10 protein-coding genes, 2 tRNA genes and 1 pseudogene are annotated in these 17,384 nt (G+C 63.9%); 3 read left to right on the top strand and 10 right to left on the bottom strand.

From position 1 onward, the window contains the following. Both MF609_RS12140 and MF609_RS12135 read left to right on the top strand, forming a co-directional pair. On the top strand, positions 1 to 3,012 hold the full coding sequence (locus MF609_RS12140; RefSeq protein WP_242416572.1) for a TonB-dependent receptor: 3,012 nt from the start codon (positions 1 to 3) through the stop codon (positions 3,010 to 3,012). A gap of 243 nt (positions 3,013 to 3,255) precedes the next feature. After that, positions 3,256 to 6,570 (top strand): family 43 glycosylhydrolase, encoded by a 3,315-nt coding sequence (locus MF609_RS12135; RefSeq protein WP_242416571.1) that lies wholly within the window; start codon positions 3,256 to 3,258, stop codon positions 6,568 to 6,570. Positions 6,571 to 6,968: 398 nt separating this feature from the next. Here MF609_RS12135 and MF609_RS12130 read toward each other — a convergent pair whose 3' ends face one another. The 8 genes and pseudogenes from MF609_RS12130 to adh form a co-directional block, all read right to left on the bottom strand. Then, positions 6,969 to 7,802: a DUF5829 family protein gene (locus MF609_RS12130; RefSeq protein WP_242416570.1), complete on the bottom strand. Its 834-nt coding sequence runs from the start codon at positions 7,800 to 7,802 to the stop codon at positions 6,969 to 6,971. Further along, positions 7,799 to 8,566, bottom strand: coding sequence for an ABC transporter ATP-binding protein (locus MF609_RS12125; protein WP_242416569.1), 768 nt, complete (start codon positions 8,564 to 8,566; stop codon positions 7,799 to 7,801). Before MF609_RS12125 ends, MF609_RS12130 begins: the two co-directional genes overlap by 4 nt. Then, a complete protein-coding gene (locus MF609_RS12120) occupies positions 8,567 to 9,592 on the bottom strand; it encodes a FecCD family ABC transporter permease (protein WP_242416568.1) in 1,026 nt (341 codons plus the stop codon). Then, positions 9,589 to 10,665, bottom strand: a complete 1,077-nt coding sequence (locus MF609_RS12115; protein ID WP_242416567.1) for an ABC transporter substrate-binding protein — start codon at positions 10,663 to 10,665, stop codon at positions 9,589 to 9,591. Before MF609_RS12115 ends, MF609_RS12120 begins: the two co-directional genes overlap by 4 nt. A 98-nt stretch (positions 10,666 to 10,763) precedes the next feature. Then, positions 10,764 to 12,875 carry a TonB-dependent siderophore receptor gene (locus tag MF609_RS12110; protein WP_242416566.1) on the bottom strand — a complete coding sequence of 704 codons (2,112 nt, stop codon included), beginning with the start codon at positions 12,873 to 12,875 and terminating at the stop codon, positions 10,764 to 10,766. Positions 12,876 to 12,979: 104 nt separating this feature from the next. Then, on the bottom strand, positions 12,980 to 13,489 hold the full coding sequence (locus MF609_RS12105; protein ID WP_242416565.1) for a DUF1826 domain-containing protein: 510 nt from the start codon (positions 13,487 to 13,489) through the stop codon (positions 12,980 to 12,982). A 153-nt stretch (positions 13,490 to 13,642) separates the two neighbouring features. Continuing rightward, positions 13,643 to 13,882, bottom strand: a pseudogene (locus tag MF609_RS12100) (alcohol dehydrogenase catalytic domain-containing protein); the annotation flags it as partial. 69 nt (positions 13,883 to 13,951) lie between these two features. Next, positions 13,952 to 15,463, bottom strand: a complete 1,512-nt coding sequence (gene adh / locus MF609_RS12095) for an aldehyde dehydrogenase (protein ID WP_242416564.1) — start codon at positions 15,461 to 15,463, stop codon at positions 13,952 to 13,954. A 185-nt stretch (positions 15,464 to 15,648) separates the two neighbouring features. Between adh and MF609_RS12090 the strand changes: the two genes are divergently transcribed. Next, on the top strand, positions 15,649 to 16,686 hold the full coding sequence (locus tag MF609_RS12090) for a sigma-54-dependent Fis family transcriptional regulator (RefSeq protein WP_242416563.1): 1,038 nt from the start codon (positions 15,649 to 15,651) through the stop codon (positions 16,684 to 16,686). A 433-nt stretch (positions 16,687 to 17,119) separates the two neighbouring features. On the opposite strand, the gene MF609_RS12085 is transcribed toward MF609_RS12090, so the two are convergent. Both MF609_RS12085 and MF609_RS12080 read right to left on the bottom strand, forming a co-directional pair. After that, a tRNA-Lys gene (locus MF609_RS12085) sits at positions 17,120 to 17,195 on the bottom strand. A 14-nt stretch (positions 17,196 to 17,209) separates the two neighbouring features. Next, positions 17,210 to 17,285: transfer RNA gene (locus tag MF609_RS12080), tRNA-Lys, on the bottom strand. Positions 17,286 to 17,384: the final 99 nt, after the last annotated feature.

The raw sequence follows: 17,384 nt of genomic DNA, 5'->3' as shown, positions 1-17,384 counted from the left end.
ATGCGTCGCTTTGCGTTGCTCGCGTCGGTTGCGGTTTTTCCCTTTTTGCTGGCCGTCCGACCAGCGACGGCCCAGACATCGCCGATCGATAAACCGGCCGGGTCCGATGCTGGTGCGAGCGTCGCGATACCGGACGCCACGACAAAGGACGACGAACAGGCCGAAATCCTAGTACGCGGTCTGCGCCGCAGCCTCGCGACGTCGCAGGCGATCAAGCGTGAATCGGATTCGATCATTGATGTGATCGTAGCGGACGATATTGGCAAATTGCCGGACTATACCGCCGCCGAAAGTCTGGCGCGCGTCGCGGGTGTTCAGGTCGAACGGTATAGCGACGAGGCCGGTACCGTGCTGATCCGTGGCCTCCCCGACGTGGCAACCGCGTATAATGGTCGCGAAATCTTCACCGCCGAGAATCGTGGCGTTGCCTTGCAGGATTTCCCGGCACAGGCGATCGCCAGCATCGAAGTGTACAAGTCGGGAACCGCAGACCTGATCGAACCGGGACTGGCCGGTCTGGTCAATGTGCGGACCCGCCGCCCGCTGGATTTCAACGGCCGCGTCATCGCCGGCGGGTTCCGTGGTACGTATAACGACCAGAGCAACGGGCGCGACCCCGGCGGCAACGTGCTGCTGTCCGATCGGTGGAAGGTCGGCGACGGTGAGATGGGTTTCCTGATCAACGCGACCTATGCCCAGTCGCAATATTATAACGGCGTCCGGTACAACGACAGTTTTGTACGGGATTCCTATTATTCGGACTATCTGCAACAGGGCCGCAAGGTTCGCGAGAACCTGCCGAACGGACTGTTCTTCTTCCCGAACCGGGTCGGTCTCTACAACGACGGTGGCAAGCGCTACCGCCCGTCGGCGAACTTCGCGTTGCAGTACAAGCCGAGCCCCGATGTCGAACTATATGTCGAGGGCATCTTCCAGGGCTATCGCGGCGAAATTTCGATCGACAATTTCGATGTGCCGCTCGAACAATGGGGGCCGGATTCCACGCCGCCGGTGTTCAGCAACGTCGTCCTGTTCGATGGTCAATCCTATGGCGATATCAAATTGCGGCCCGGCCAGAACCCGCCCTATGATGTCACGACCGTGCCGCAGGCTGCATCGCTGACCAAGACGTCGGGTTCGGAACCGATCGGATGGCGCAGCACGCGCAAGGCGTTTACCAATACCTACCAGATCGCGACCGGTGGCCGCTGGCAGACCGATCGCGCAACGATGACCACCGATATCGCCTATAGCTGGAGCCAGTATAAGAACGACGAATATAGTCTCGATTTCCGAACGGTCGGCGCGAAGACGGTCGACGTTGTCTTCAATCGCGATGGCGGGGTGTCGTTCAACCTCCCGGGCTGGGACCCGTTCAATTCCGCCAACTACATGTTCCGCGGCTATTACGAATCAACCTATGACGTGATGGGGTCCGGATTGCAGGCCCGAACCGACCTTGCGCTCGACACGGACTGGAGCTTCATCCCCAAGCTGCAATTTGGCTTGCGTACCACGACGCGCCATGCTGAACGGACGAATCAGGGCGGACGCTATGCCGATCTGTCCGATGCGATGATCCCCTATGCATCGTTGCCGATCGGCGAATTGCAGAAGACGACCGATCCGTTCCGTGGGAACGCACAGGGTTTTACCCAGTATCTGCAACCGCCGCGTTCCGGCATCTACGACAACCGCGTCAAATTGCGCCAGTTCGTCTACGATAATCTGGTCAAACTGGCAGGCCGGTTCCCCACCAGCCAGAATTACAAGGATCGCGTGGTCGAATGGGCTACCCCGAATGTCGTGCCGGCGGAAAATTCGGGCTGGGAAGCGGACGAGGATACGTACGCGGCCTATGTACAGGGCAAGTATAATTTCACGATCGGGTCGATGGACGTCGACGGCGTGTTCGGCGTACGCGGCGTCATTACCAGTGGCAGCAGCTTCGGTCTTTCGTCGATCTGTACGCTGAACGACGGCGGTACGCCCACCGATACGCGCGACGACACCTGTACCCGTTCACTGGAAGGCCGCACCGAGAAGCAGGATTATGTCGATATCCTGCCGAACATCAGTGCCCGGTTCCGGTTCACGCCCAAGCTCCAGTTCCGTCTGGGCTTTACGAAAACGCGGACCAAGCCAGGTTTCGGCGACTTGAACCCGGCGCTCAATATTTCGCCGGTCATCTATTCGGCCTGCCAATCGCCTACCTCCCCGAACTACAACCCCAACGACACCACCAGCTGCCGGATTCCCGGCCGCATTTATCCGGACTATTCGGGTAATGCAGGTAATCCGTCGCTCCGCCCATTCACCTCGACCAACTATGATGCCAGCCTCGAATGGTATTTCGCCAAGTCCGGCTTTTTCAGCGTGGCCGTGTTCCAGCGCGACATATTCGGCTTCACGACGCAGGTTACGCGGTTCCGCAACGATCCGCAGTTCGGCATCCTGCAATTGAGCAACCCGATCAACGCCGCCGATGCGCAGATCAAGGGTGCGGAAGCCAATTTCCAGACCTTCTTCGACTTCCTGCCGGGTGCGCTCAGTGGTTTCGGCATTTCGGGGAACGTCAGCTATCTGACGGGTCGGAACCGCTATCCGAACGGTTATGATCCCCAGACGGACACGTTCAAGGGCGAGGGCGAATATCTGACGATCCCCGGCCTGTCGAAATGGACCTACAACGCGGCGTTCTTCTACGAAAAGTCGGGTTTGGTCGCCCGGCTTTCGTACAACCGCCGTTCGGACTGGGTGAACGGCTATAACACCGATCCGCAGACCGGCTTCCAATATACCGGCACGGGAACGTATGCCCGCGACCGGCTCGATGCCGGCGTTAGCTATGACATCAACAAGAACTTCACGATCGGCGCCGATATCGGCAACATCCTGGCGACCCCTTTCCAGAACTATGTGAACTTTCAGCAGGGCCGGTACTCGCCGATCGATGTCCGGGACGAAGGTCGTTATTATGGCGCAAGCTTGCGCTTCCGCTTCGGCGACTGACCCCGGGAAAGGGGCCCGTCCGTTGTAGGGCGGACCGGCTGTTCATCGTCAAAGCCGAAGCGCTACTTTTAGTAAAGACGGTGGGTTAAGCGGCTGCGTCTGCGCAAGCAGGCCGGCTCATCGCGAGATAATCCACCCGCCGTCTCCTTCTATCGGTCGACCGTATCCGCTTGACCCAAACCAATGCAGTTCGCCAAAAATTGTGTCGGAGAGTGAACGATGCCTGCGCTTACCAGTAGACCGATGACGTTGGCTTCGTTGCTGGGTCTGGTTGTGTCGGGCATCGTCGCCACGACCCCGGCCGCGATTGCCCAAGGGCGCAACGCCGAACGGTCTCCGAAGGTAGGGCGCCAGCCGCCCGGCGGCGATCGTCACGAGGCATATCTGTTCGTCTACTTCACTGGCGACAGCATCGATGGCGAGAAGATCCGGTTTGCCGTGTCGGAAGGCAATAACGCGCTGCAGTGGCAGGAATTGAACGGCGGGCATCCAGTGCTCGAATCCGCGCTCGGTACACGCGGACTGCGCGATCCGTTCATCCTGCGGTCGCCGAAGGGAGACCGGTTCTTCCTGCTGGCCACCGATTTGTCCGTGGGGCGTACCGATTGGAACGGCGCGACCGACCGCGGCAGCCAGTATCTGGAGGTTTGGGAGTCGACCGATCTCGTCCATTGGGGGGCGCAACGACACATTCGGGTGAATCTTCCGAATGCCGGCATGACATGGGCTCCAGAGGCCAGTTGGGACCCGGCGATCAACGCCTATGTCGTCTACTGGACATCCACCTTGTTCAAGGATGGTGCGCGAACGAGCGGTGACGGGGAAGGGCCGCAGATTCTGCGATCCACGACGTCCGACTTCCGGACGTTCACCACGCCAGAACCATGGCTGAAGGCTGCCGACGTGCCGGGCATGGTACGCGACAAAGGACTGATCGATACCACGATCCTGGCGGATCAGGGATATTATTACCGGTTCACCAAGGGTACCGATGCGGCAGGGTGCGCGTCTGGAGATATCTTCGTCCAGCGATCGCAGTCGTTACGCGCGATGCCGAAGGCCGGCGGGTGGTCGCTGATCGACCGGTGCATCGGACGGCGGGCAGGGACCCCCGAAGTGGAAGGGCCGAGCGCGTTCAAGGCGAATGCCGGGGATGTCGGCGGCTTCCGCTACTATCTATGGGTCGATCACTATGGCGGTATCGGCTATATTCCGCTGGGTACCAATTCGCTGACCCCGCCGATCCGCTGGACCTATCCGTCTGCGTTTCGGCTGCCGCGCTCACCCCGACACGGCGCGGTCCTTCCCATCACGAAACGCGAGCGTGCGGCGCTGGTCGCGCGGTGGGGCGTAAGCGCGCAACCGAAGCCCGTGCCCCCGAGGATCGATGACACGCTGGTCGTCCCGCCGATCGTCGCTTCCGGGACGCGGTTGCCGATGCTCGCCGGCCATGACGTGCGCTGGCAAGTCGATGGCATGCCGCTGACCGATGGCGTGTTGCGCAACGACGGCGCAGAGCCGCGGTCGGTGCGGCTGACCGCGACGACCTCCAGAGCCGGCATGGCAGCAGCGACCAAGGCGTTCGGCGTGACGATATTGGGTCCGAGCGCGCAACGCTTGACCAGCTATGCACGGACGCCGACGAGCGCCGACGACGCCAATCAACCGGTAATCGCGCGTAGCGTGCATCTGGCGCTCGGGCCGGAAGGACGCGCGACGCCGCTCAACGGCGACTATGGCGTGGCGTTCGCGCGCGGCGACTATATCGGCGTGGATCGGGTGGATTTGCGCGGCGTGGCGGACCCGTTCCCTTTCTATTTCGCCGACGGTAGCCTCGGTATCATCGCGATCCGCGTCGATATGGCCGGTAGGGCGGATCCGGGTGTGGCGCTGATATTCAAGACCGCTGGTCGCGATGCGGTCGAGTTCAGGGAGTTGGGCGTAATCGATCTCCACGGCGACCACGTGGTATCAAGTCCGCGTGCGGTCTGGGACTCGGCCGCCGGCCGATACAACGTCACCTGGAAGGATGGCACAGGGTTGCCGTACCGGACGACGGTCACGGACCTTGCGCGTACCGAACTGGCAGGCGGTGCGTTCGAGCCGACCCCGGGGGCGCTACGATCGAGGATCGTATCGCGCGACAACGTCGCCCCCCCGCAACGGGGCAGCATCCCGATCGATAGCGAGGTTGCCGTTTCCGAACCGATCGCTGCCGCACTTCGGAACCGTTACGACAAAGTGGTCAACACCGGCGTACGGGTGCCGCCGTTTACGCTAACTGCCGGAGCAACCGGGGCGCTGGCAGACGCTCGTGCGGAGTTGCGATACTCCGATGGCTCGGTTGCCTTTCGGGCCATCGATTGGAACGCGCAGGACGTGCAACGTCTGGCGAGCGCACGTCCGGGCAGCCATGTGATACGCGGTATTGTCAGGCAGCGTCCCTATCCGCGCATCTTCGCCTATAATCGTGCCGATCCGGCCATTTATCGCTTCGAACGCGATGGACGCGTGCGGTACCTGTTCATTGCGACCGACGATACCGACAATAACAATGTCGGTTCCTATCATCTGCCGATCAGAGTTGCCGATACGATCGAGGCGCTGTCCAATGACAAGGGCGGACGATCGCGCGAAGTCGATCTGCTGAACCGCCATGTGCGTCGCGACCAAACGGCCGACGGACGCACCATCGCCGGGTGCTACTGGGCGCCGGAGCTGCACGAAATCGGCGGACGATTGTCGATCCTGTTCGCGCCCTGCTTCAATCCGAAAGATCCTCGTTCGAACGAGGGTGGCGACTGGTCGACCGTACAGGCGCACATCATGCAGTTGCGTCCGGGCGGGGACCCCGCCGATCCGGAAGCATGGTCACGACCGACCGCGATACGCAAGGCGGACGGGTCGATGCTCGGCAGGCCGGAATTCGATCGCAACATCAGTCTCGACATGTCGTATTTCGACGTCGGCGGACAGGGTTACTATTTGTGGTCGCAGCGATATCTGTCCCCGCACGGTCCGCCGGGCGATCCGTTGACATGGATCGCGAAGGTCGATCCGAACCGGCCTGACCGGCTGACATCCGATCCCCGGCCGATCATCGCGCCGACCTTGTCGTTCGAAGAAAATCTCGCGGAAGGAGGCTTCGCCATGGTTCGCGACGGCGTTGTCCATGTGACCTATTCCGGTTCCGGTGTCAGTCCGACCTATGTCGTGGGCGGGGTACGGGCTTCGCTGGCCAGCGACCTGACCAACATTGCCAACTGGCGCAAACATCCTCTGCCGTTGCAGAAAAGTGTGCCCATGCCTTCGGGGGTGAAGGACTATCTGCACTATGAACAGGGGCCGGGCCATGGCGCCTTCACGACCGACGAAGACGGCAATCCGCTATACGTCTATCACACATGGGGCGATGCCGTAGGTGGCAACGGACGCGATACGCGCGTGCGGCGGATACATTGGGCTGCCGATGGGCGGCCGATACTGGACATGACTGCGGACGAGGAAGTCGCGCCTGCGCTCCGCGAGGTGCAGGCTACCGTTTTGGTAAAGCCATAATCCAATAAAGGCCTGATTGTATCGTAGTTGATGCAGCGTAAAGATTCGTGCTACGATACATTGTGCGGTAGCTAAACTTCGGAATTATCCGTAAGCATCATGCCGTATCGTAGACGCTGCCTCCGCCGCCCGCGCCTCAGAACATTGACTGGCCGACGGCGTTTCGACCTATGTCTGCACGGGGAAAGTCCGTAGACAGATTTCCCCGTGCAAAGTGGGAAGAGCGTCATGGGTCTTCAGCATTTCGCAGGCGGGACATGATGGCAACATCCCGCCGATGCGGCTCCCATTTGCAGTCGCTCTCGGTTGCAACTCCGTTCATACCGGGCCATAGGCACTGATGAATGCATGCCGGGGTCCGCTGAGCCGCTCGATGGCGTCAAGTGTCTGCAACTGGGTCAAAATGTCAGTGCGGCTTTACGCCATCGAGACGTAAGCACGCTTTTGCCCAATCGCAGTGTCGAATTTTGCGGCGCACGAACGCGCATTCGGATGGCCGTGATGGCCGCGCTGGTGCTAGTCGCAAATCGAAGAGTGATCGACCAGCCGCCGCCGCGAAGCACCATCCGGCCGCTGCGATATTCCGGCCTCAGTCCGGCTGCAATCAGCTGTTGCGCGATCCGCTCTTGATCCGCGGCAGGGATAGACAGGTTCAATCCGGTGACGTCGAACTGACCTTGACCCGCTGTCCTGCGCGGCTCGAGTATCGCGCGTCGAGCGGTCGTTTGCGATCCCGTCTGCCATCGTCCGAAAGCGGGCTTGTAGACCATTGCCCAGATCGACAGGTCCTTGCGAACCGCCGTTTCATCGCATTGGATCGAGTCGTACCAAGGGATCGGCGGTTGGCGGCGCGTCCAGTCGACTGTGGCGCGATAGAAGCTGGTTGGGCAATGGATGTGCCACCGTTTTGCTATCTGTTCGAAATCGTGCGGGCGGTCTTCCGCAATGGCGACACCGACTTTCCCGACCGGCTCATCGAAGCGGTTCTTCGGTGCGAACAGCTCCAAATACGTGGTGCGCCCGCGCAGGAAGATGCGATCGGCGTCCGCGCGTGCCGGCGCGTAATCGGGAAGGCCGGCGTCGCTCGGTCCCAGCAATGCAGTTACCGGCGGATCGTTGCGCATCGCGTCGAACGTCGCCTGGTCGAGCACGACATAGACGTGGTTGAGCACGGGGCGCGCCTCTGCGGCCGACGCAGCGAGGAAGAGAACTGCGACAAGTGCCGTTTTCATGCGACCAGCTCGAAACGACCGAGTGCGGGAGAGAAGCGCACCGACGGGGTGTCGAAGGCGGCACCGATGCCGCCACTGGCGATCAGCTCCGCCGCGCTGCCGACCGCCATCCCGCCGCTTCCATCGAGCAGCCATACGCTGTCGGCGAGTTGCAGCGACAGGTCGAGGTCATGACTGGACAACAGCACGATCGCGCCGGTCGCTCGTGCCTGCTCGCGTAGCAGCGCCATCGTCTCGACACGACCGGGCAGATCGAGGAAGGCGGTGATCTCGTCGAGGATCATCAGCCGTGGTGCCTGCGCGATAGCACGGGCTATCATCACGCGCTGGCGCTCACCATCGGACAGGTCGTCGAACAGGCGGCCGGCAAATGCGCTCGCCCCAGAGATCGCCAGCGCCGCCGTCACCTGCGCGCGGTCGTCGGCGGACAGGTGGCCCTGCCAGCCGGTAAAGGGCTGGCGACCGAGCGACACCACATCGTCGACGGTCAGGCCGGGGCTGGCAGCGCGTTCGGTCAGGACCACGGCGACACGGCGGGCGCGGGTCTGCGAGCGCATCACGGCGATATCCTCGTCATCGAGCAGTGCACCGCCGCCGAGCGCCGGCTGGAGCGCGGCCAGTGTGCGCATCAACGTCGACTTGCCGGCCCCGTTGCGACCGAGCACGCAGACGAAGCTCCCCGGCGCGACCGCGACGTCGAGGTTGCTCAGCACGCATCCGCGCGCGCCGGGATAGCCGACCGAAAGCGAGGATAATCGCAGCATCTAGCGTTGCCCCCGCATGGTCGGTGAGAAGATTAGCAGTGCGATGACGACCGGCGCGCCGACCAGCGCCAGCACCGCGTTGAGGTGGAGGAAATGTTGTTCCCACGGCGCGTGCACGACGAGGTCCGCCACGAGCGCCAGCAGCGCGCCGGACAAGGCCGCCAGCGGCAGCAGCGGCAGGATGCGTGCGGTGCCGGCGATGGCCCGCGCGAAGTGCGGCACGATCAGCCCGACGAAGGTGACCGGCCCGCAGAAAGCGGTGACGGGCGCGACGAGCAGCACGACGGCAGCCAAGGTCAGGCGACGCAGGCGGGTGACGTCGGTGCCGAGGCTCCTCGCATAGGTTTCGCCGAGTAGAAGTGCCGTCAGCGGCTTGGCATTGATCAGCGCCAAGGCGACGCCGATCGCGACCGGCACCGCGAGCATCGGCAGATCGACAGGCGTGACGCTAGCGAAATTGCCGTCGTTCCAGCCGGAGAACACGCGTCCGCCGACGCGATTGGCGAAATGGATGACGACGCTGACGATACCCTGCACGGTGAAGCCGAGCATGAGCCCGATGACCAGCAGGGTCACCGTGCCGACACGGCGCGCAAGGCTGGCCATGGCCAGTGCGAAGACGGCGATGCCGATCATCGCGCCTGCAGTGATCGACAGCCCCTCCAAGGCTCGCAGGGCGGCGATCGCGCTTGGCCCCGCAAAGGCGGCGGCGGTGACCAGCAGGGCCACGCCCAACTGGCCGCCGGCGGTCAGGCCTAGCGACCAGGCATCCGCCATCGGGTTGCGGAACAGCGCCTGCATCAGAACGCCCACGATGCCGAGCGCACTGCCCGCGATGATCGCGGTGGCGACGCGTGGCAGGCGCAGGTCCGTGACGATCTGCACCATGCCGGGATCGCCGCGACCAACCAGCGCGCCCAGCACGGCATCGACCTCTATCGCGATCGCACCCCAGGACAGCGCGAACAGCGCCGCCGTCAGAACGGCGACGATCAGCGCCATATTCCCGAGCAGGACGCGCGTCATCGCGGCACCGTCGTGTCGGGGCGGATGTAGCGGAACGGCTGGTCGCGCAAGCGTGGGTGCAACATGCGGACAAGGTCGCCGAGGACGAGGTCCGGGCGTATCACGGCTGTCTCGTACAGGTCGAAGGCATCGGCATCGGGCTTGGTCATACCATTGGCGGCGAACAGGCACCCGTCACGATACGCGCGGAAGCGGCGCAGGACGGACAGGTCGGTGAAGCGCGCGGAATGGGTGTCGCGCAGGATCCAGCAGTCTGAATCGCGACCGCGCGCGATCAGCTGTTCGGTCGTCACCGATTGGAAGCTGTCGCGGGCAGGATCGTTCGGCTCCTCGAACAGATTGCGGCCGTTCGCGTCGCGTAGCAGCTTGGCATCCGCATTGCGCACGGTGGGATTCCAGCGGTCGCCCCTTGCGAACCACGCGGACAGGACGCTACGTGTCGGCTGGGCGGCGGCGGCGGCCTTCAGCGCGCCGACGTTGCGGGTTACCATGGCGGCGAAGGCATCGGCCTGTGCCTCCCGCCCGACGAGCATGCCGATCAGCCGCACATAATCGACGCGGCCCATATAGTCGGCCTCATTGTCCAGGAAGATGGGCACGATGGCGATGCCGAGCGATTCAATGCGCAGTTTCGCGCCCAAAGACCGCATATCGCCCATCGTCATCAGCAACACGTCGGGCTGGGCCGCGACCAGCGCGTCGAGCTGCGGCGGACTGTGCCAGCCATAGCCGATCTGCCGCACTGCGCCGGCGCGCACCCGGGTTCGGAGCGCGTCGTCCCACGACTTGACCCCGCCGACCGCCACCAGCCGGTCGTTGACGCCCAGTACCCTGGTCATAGCCTCGTGGAATACGGCATTGCTGGCAATACGCATCACCGGTGTGCGGATCAGCGTGGCGCCGGCCAAGTCGCCGGTCAGCGCCGGTGCTCGCATGCCACGGGGCACCAGCACCAGCCGCTGGAACTGTTCCTCCCCGACCGCTGCGCCACCCCAGCCGACGACCGATGCCTTCAGATCGACGACGCGGTAGCCATCGCGCGCAACGACGCGAAAGGTGCGGGCGTGCGGCATTATGATCTCGCGCCCGCCTGTGAGAGGCGCATGCGATGGCGGCGGCGGCAGGGCATCGCACCCTGCGACCGCCAAGCCGATCGCGACAGCCGCCATCCTCACCACCGTGCGCTGCCGAAACGATAGGCCAGGCTGGCGGTCACCGTTCGCGGTGCGCCGGGATAGAGCGGGATGAATGCGCCACCGCTGTCGTAGTAGAAGCGATCGAACAGGTTCAGCACGTTGAGCTGCGCCCGGAGCGGCCCGAAACCGGCGTCGAAGTCATAGGCTATATTGGTGTCGACCCGCGTATAGGCGGGCAGCACGATCGAATTGCTGGTATTGCCCGCCCGCTCGCCGATGTGTTGCGCGCCTAACCCGATGCTCGCGCCGCGCAGGCGACCGGCAAGGTCGTAAGTCGTCCACAGGCTGGCCGAATGGCGCGGCGCGTTCACCAGCCGCGCGCCCGGTGTGACGAAGTTGTCTTCCTCGACCGTCGCATCGAGATGGGTGTAATTCGCGATGACGCGCCAGCGCGGAGTGATGACCGCGGGCAGCTCGATCTCGACACCACTGGACCGCGATCGGCCGATCTGGAGCACCAGGTCGAAGTCGTCCGGGTCGGACACCGCGACGTTGCGACGGGTGATGTCGAACAACGCGATCGTGGGGGTCAGGCGTCCGCCTAGGAAGCTGCCCTTGGCGCCGGCCTCCCAGCTTTCGCCAATCAGCGGGCGGGGGAGCGCGCCGTCGCGTAACCTGCCGACGTCGACTTGACCCCGGAACGAGCGGGACCAGCTGGCATATAGCGACACCGCGGGGACGGGTGTCCATGTGAGGCCGGCACGCGGGCTGAACGCGCCGCGGTTCGTAGGCTCTGCGCCGCCGCCGCCCAGAAAGTCGCGGTTCCGCAGCGTGTTCCGGTCGTAGCGTCCACCGATCAGCAGGCGCAGGTCCCCCAGCTTCAGTTCGTCCTGTCCGTAGATCGCGGTCGAATCGCTGTCCCAACTGCCGTCGGCTACCAGCACGTTCGGCGTCGCCCGCTGGCCATAGGCGGGCGCGAAGAAATCGATGGGGATGTTGATGCCGAACGGCGGCGTGTGGACATCGAACCGCCAATGGTCGTAGCCATATTCCACGCCGACCAGCGCCTTGTGCTCGACGACGCCGGTGGTGAATCGGGCGTACAGCTCGGCTTGCGCGGTCAGGTCGCGTTGGCGGTCATAGGCGAGAGTCGGACGCCGGTTGACGCGGGGACGGGCGGGATCGGCACGGCTGATCGGCGGGAAGCCGTACGAATAATAATAGCTGTCCTTGGTGAAGTCCGAATAGCCGAGGGCGATCCGTCCCGAGATGGCGTCGGAGAAGCGGTGATCGACGAACAGGCTGCCGATGCCGCCCTTGTTGGTGTAGCGCGCGTCGGGCTCGCCATATTGGCGTTCGCGCGGGGCTAGGAGGAAGATGGGATCGTTGGCGAAGCCCCGATCGAAATAGCCTTGCTTGTGCGCATACTCGCCCTCGACCGTGATCGTGGTCCGATCGGACGGCTTCCATTGCAGCACCGGCGCGAAGAAGGTGTCGCGCGCGAACACGAAGTCGCGGAAGCCGTCGCGGGTGTCGCGAGAGAGGTTGATGCGAAAGCCCAACGTGTCGGTAACCGGCGTCGAGACGTCGGCGGTCATGCGTAGATGGTCGAAGGATCCGTAGAGTGCGGAGAGTTCGGCGAAGGGTGTAGCCAGTGGCTTTTTGGTGACGAAATTGACGACGCCGCCGGGCTCGAACCGCCCATAAAGGGCGGACGCCGGGCCCTTCAGTACCTCTACCTGCTGGACATTCTGCAACTGCTCGTCAGGCGCATAGGCCGATCTGCGCAAGCCGTTCTTCAGATTATAGGGCGTGATGAAGCCACGAATATAGAAGCGGTCGTTGGATGCGCCGAAGCCGACCTGCGGGCTGAAACCGGGGACGTAGCGCAGCGCCTCGCCGATGGTCGTGATGCCGCGGTCGCGGATCAGTTCCCGGGTGACGACCTGGACTGAGAAGGGCGTTTCCTTGATCGGCGTCGTGGACTTGTTCGTCTGTGGCGCGACCGTTGCACGATAGCCCTGCTCGCGCGTGCCGAGGACGAGAATTTCGTCGTCTTCAGGCGGCGCGCCTTCGGTATCCTGTGCAGTCGCGATGTTGGGCGCGCAGGCGACCGCGAACAGCACGGCTCGGTAGAAGATGCGCATGATGTCTCCCGGAAAGATGCTCAGGCGTGTGTGGCCGACGTCGGTGCGGCCGGGCCGATGCAGGGCATCAAACGCTGCATGCCGGTGCCGGCGATCGGCGGCGATCAATGGATTGCCGGTATGTCGGGTGCCCAGCGCCGCCCCTGGAAGATCGCCACGTCGCCCATTCCGAGGTCGCGGATCGTCAGCGTCTCGGGATCGGCGTCCGCCGTCAGTGCGACCGTACCGGCGGCGTCGAGCCGCTGCGTCCCCGGTCCGACATAGGCGCAGATCAACCGCGCCGTGACGTCATCGGCGTGGAAGCGGCGACAAGCATCGGTTTCGACAATCTCCAGTCGGATTGCGACCCGGTCGGTATCCATGGCCTGCGCAAATTGCGTGGCGAAACGGGCAATGTCGCTCGCAAGCGCGTCCAGTCCCGGCGTTTCATAGCCGGCCGCGCGCATACGCCTCAACAGGTGGGAAGCCAGTGTGTCGACGGTAAACTCGCCCGACAGGTCGTCGACCCGGCTGGGGTTACTCGGACTGCGCGCGATGGTAGCGGTCAGTGGACGGCAGGCTGCACGATTCGTCCATGGATCGGCAATCCCGGAAAGGTCGTTTCCCCATGCCACGTCTGATCGGGCGATAGATGCGGTATAAGGGGATCGAGAAATGTAATGAGATACCATAACATGGCGCTACTGGCATCAGACCGCTCTGTCGAGTGATGGATCCGCAGATCCGCGCTTCGCCCTTACGCCCACCGTCTTAGATTACTGCCCAGTATGCTTCACGCCCTTGCCGACCGCCGAGACATAGCCGACGCCCTCATGCCCCGGAATGAAGGGCGGGTTGGGCTTGACCGGCCAGTCGCCTTCGGCCGCGTGCAGGTCGGTATGGCACACGCCGGACGCTTGGATCGCGACCTGGATCAGGCCATCGCCGACCTCGGGCACAGGGACTTCATCGATGGTCAGGGGTTGGCCGAATGCGCGCACGACGGCAGCCTTCATCGTCTTCGCCATGGTATTTCTCCTGTCGGATGCTGATGGGGCAGGGATGGGCGCGCCCGCCAACCCCTGCCTTGATCGAAGTCAAAAGAAGCCGAGCTTCTTGGCCGAGTAGCTGACCAGCAGATTCTTGGTCTGCTGGTAATGATCGAGCATCATCCGGTGCGTTTCGCGCCCGATGCCCGAGCGCTTATAGCCGCCGAACGCCGCGTGCGCCGGATAGGCATGATAGCAGTTGGTCCAGACGCGGCCCGCTTGGATCGCGCGGCCCATCCGGTAAGCGCGGGTGCCGTCGCGTGTCCAAACGCCCGCACCCAGGCCGTAGAGCGTATCGTTGGCGATGCTCAGCGCCTCTTCATCGGTCTTGAAGGTCGCGACCGAGACGACGGGGCCGAAGATCTCCTCCTGGAACACCCGCATCCTGTTATGGCCGCTGAGCACGGTCGGCTTGACGTAATAGCCCTCCAGCCCCTCGGGCCGGTTGCGGGTGCCGCCGGTCAGCACCTTGGCACCCTCGTCGCGGCCGATGTCGAGATAGCCGAGGATCTTGTCCATCTGCTCCTGCGAGGCTTGCGCGCCGACCATGGTGGCGGGGTCGAGCGGATCGCCTTGGATCATCGCCTCGACCCGCGCGACCGCCTTTTCCATGAAGCGGTCATAGATGGACTCGTGGACCAGCGCGCGGCTGGGGCAGGTGCAGACCTCGCCCTGGTTGAGTGCGAACATGGCGAAGCCCTCGATCGCCTTGTCGAGATAATCGTCATCCTCGGCCGCCACGTCGCCGAAGAAAATGTTGGGGCTCTTGCCGCCCAGTTCCAGCGTCACCGGGATCAGGTTCTCGGACGCATAGGACATGATGAGCTGCCCGGTCGTCGTCTCGCCGGTAAAGGCGATCTTGGCGATGCGCGGGTTCTGCGCCAGCGGCTTGCCCGCCTCGACGCCGTATCCGTTGACGATGTTCAGCACGCCCTCGGGCAGCAGGTCGGCGATCAGTTCGGCCAAGACCATGATCGAGGCGGGGGTCTGTTCGGCGGGTTTCAGCACCACGCAATTGCCCGCCGCCAGCGCGGGCGCGAGTTTCCAGCAGGCCATTAGCAGCGGGAAGTTCCACGGGATGATCTGCCCCACCACGCCCAGTGGCTCGTGGAAGTGATAGGCGACGGTATCGTGGTCGATCTCGGAGATGCCGCCTTCCTGCGCGCGGATACAGCCCGCGAAATAGCGGAAATGGTCGATCGCCAGCGGCAGGTCGGCGGCGGTCGTCTCGCGGATCGGCTTGCCATTGTCCCAGGTCTCGGCGGTGGCGAGTTGTGACAGATGTTCCTCCATCCGATCGGCGATGCGGTGGAGGATCAGTGCGCGCTCTGCGACGCTGGTGCGGCCCCAGCCATCCTTGGCCTTGTGCGCCGCGTCGAGCGCCAGTTCGATGTCGGCGGCCTGACTGCGCGCGACCTGGCAGATGACCTGTCCGTCGATGGGGGATCGGTTGTCGAACCAGCGTCCGTCGACCGGATCGACCCAGCGGCCGCCGATGAAGTTGGCATAACGCTGTTTGAACGGCGCGGTGCGGGCCTTGATGGCTTCCTGGATCGTCACACTGTCTCTCCTTGGTCTGTTATGGGCCAAGGCTCTGCCTGTGCGGGCCCCGCGACAAGGTGATCCGCAATGAAGTGCGGGTGAAGTGATGGACTTTCCGGGGCCGAGGCGTAGCATGTGTCGCACGGCGCGACGCCAAAGCTGCGCCAGTGTCGCAACTTGCGACAACAGGAGAGGATGCGGCGATGGACGGCGCCGGGATAGAGCAGGGGCGGCGAGCCTATTTCGACGAGGGGCAGTTGCCGCTGGAAAGCGTGCGCCAGCCGGTGCTGCGCTCCTGGCTGCGCTGTACCGATATGGGTTTGGCACAGGCGCGGCCGCGGGGTGACGGGCCGCTGACCGAAAGCGAGTTGAACGCCCTGCGCCAGCGTCGCGAGTCGCTTCGCCGCCTGTGCCGCCCCGAGCTGGAGATGCTGGCGGGCGAGGCGCGCGAGACGGGCAGCGTCGTGATCCTGGCGGACGCCGATGGCATGATCCTGGACAGTATCGGCGACACCGGCTTCCTGTCGCGCGCGGCGCAGGTGGCGCTGCGCCCCGGCGTGTCCTGGACCGAGGCGAGCACCGGTACCAACGCGATCGGCACCGCCATTGCCGAGCGTCGGCCGATCGCGGTGCATGGCCCCGAACATTTCTTCGCCGAACATGCGGTGCTGAGCTGTGCCGCGACCCCGATACTCGACCCGCGCGGGGCCATCGTCGGCGCGCTCGACATCTCCGGCCCGTCAGTCAGCGGGCACGGCCACGCGCTGGGGCTGATCCGGCTGGCGGTCGACCAGATCGAGCATCGCCTGTTCCGCAGCGGTTTCGCCGATTGCCGGGTTCTGCGGATGCATGACGATGCGGCGATGCTGGGCACCGCGCGCGAAGGCGTGCTGGTGTTCCGCGACGACCGACTGGCGGCCGCGAACCGCCGGGGCCTGTCGCTGGTCGGGCGCAGCTGGGAGGCGCTGGACGATACGGCGCTGGGCGAGCTGGTGGATATGCAGGGACCCACGGCGCGCGGGCGATTGCGCCTGACCAACGGCGCGACGCTGATCGGCGGCTGGGACGCCGAGGGGCGGGGCGGCGTGGAGCTACCGGTCGCGGCGCGTCCGCTGGCCGACGACCGGGCCGAGGCGATCGATGCCGCGCTGGCCGCGCATGACGGCAATGTCTCGGCGGCGGCACGGCAGCTGGGCGTTCACCGCAGTACCGTCCACCGGCATCTCGCTCGCCAGCGCTGATTCCATAGCCCCGATGCGCCCAATTCTTTGATCCGCATCCGAGGTCGGCATGATGGAGGCAGCGAGACTGATACATATGTCGACCGCTTAGTCGGGCGTGCGTCGCAATCTGATCGTTCGACCAACTGCTGGCTCGCCGGCGAATAGTCGACAGTCCCGTAGTTTCGACAATGCTCTAATTTTCGGCGGACGATGCCATCGCAAGCATCATCTTGTCCCAGCGTCGCGTTGACCACCAGTCGCTCCGGCGGAACGTTCCATCTTCGGCTGAATTGGCAAGACGCAAGCGCTACGGCATTCCCTGACGCGTAGGGCTTCCCAGCCCTCTGCCGGGCCGTACGGGATAAGGTCTAGCCCGTTAACGACAGCACGCCGTTTCCCGCGCCTGCGGACTGCTAGTTTCGCAATGTCTCGGCAATGTTGGTGGAAAGCATGGTGGACGCACTTGGGCTCGAACCAAGGACCCGCTGATTAAGAGTCAGCTGCTCTACCAACTGAGCTATGCGTCCATTCGCTGGACAGGTGGTGGACGCACTTGGGCTCGAACCAAGGACCCGCTGATTAAGAGTCAGCTGCTCTACCAACTGAGCTATGCGTCCGTCGCCTGGGCGATGGGGCGGGCCGGGCTGGCCGATCCGCCGTTGGAGCGCGGCCTTTAGCGAACCTTTCGCCGCACGCAAACCCTATTTTTCACATCC

It is taken from the genome of Sphingomonas panni (assembly GCF_022664435.1).
In the GTDB taxonomy this organism is placed as follows: domain Bacteria; phylum Pseudomonadota; class Alphaproteobacteria; order Sphingomonadales; family Sphingomonadaceae; genus Sphingomonas; species Sphingomonas panni.
This window is presented reverse-complemented; position numbering and strand designations above follow the sequence as displayed.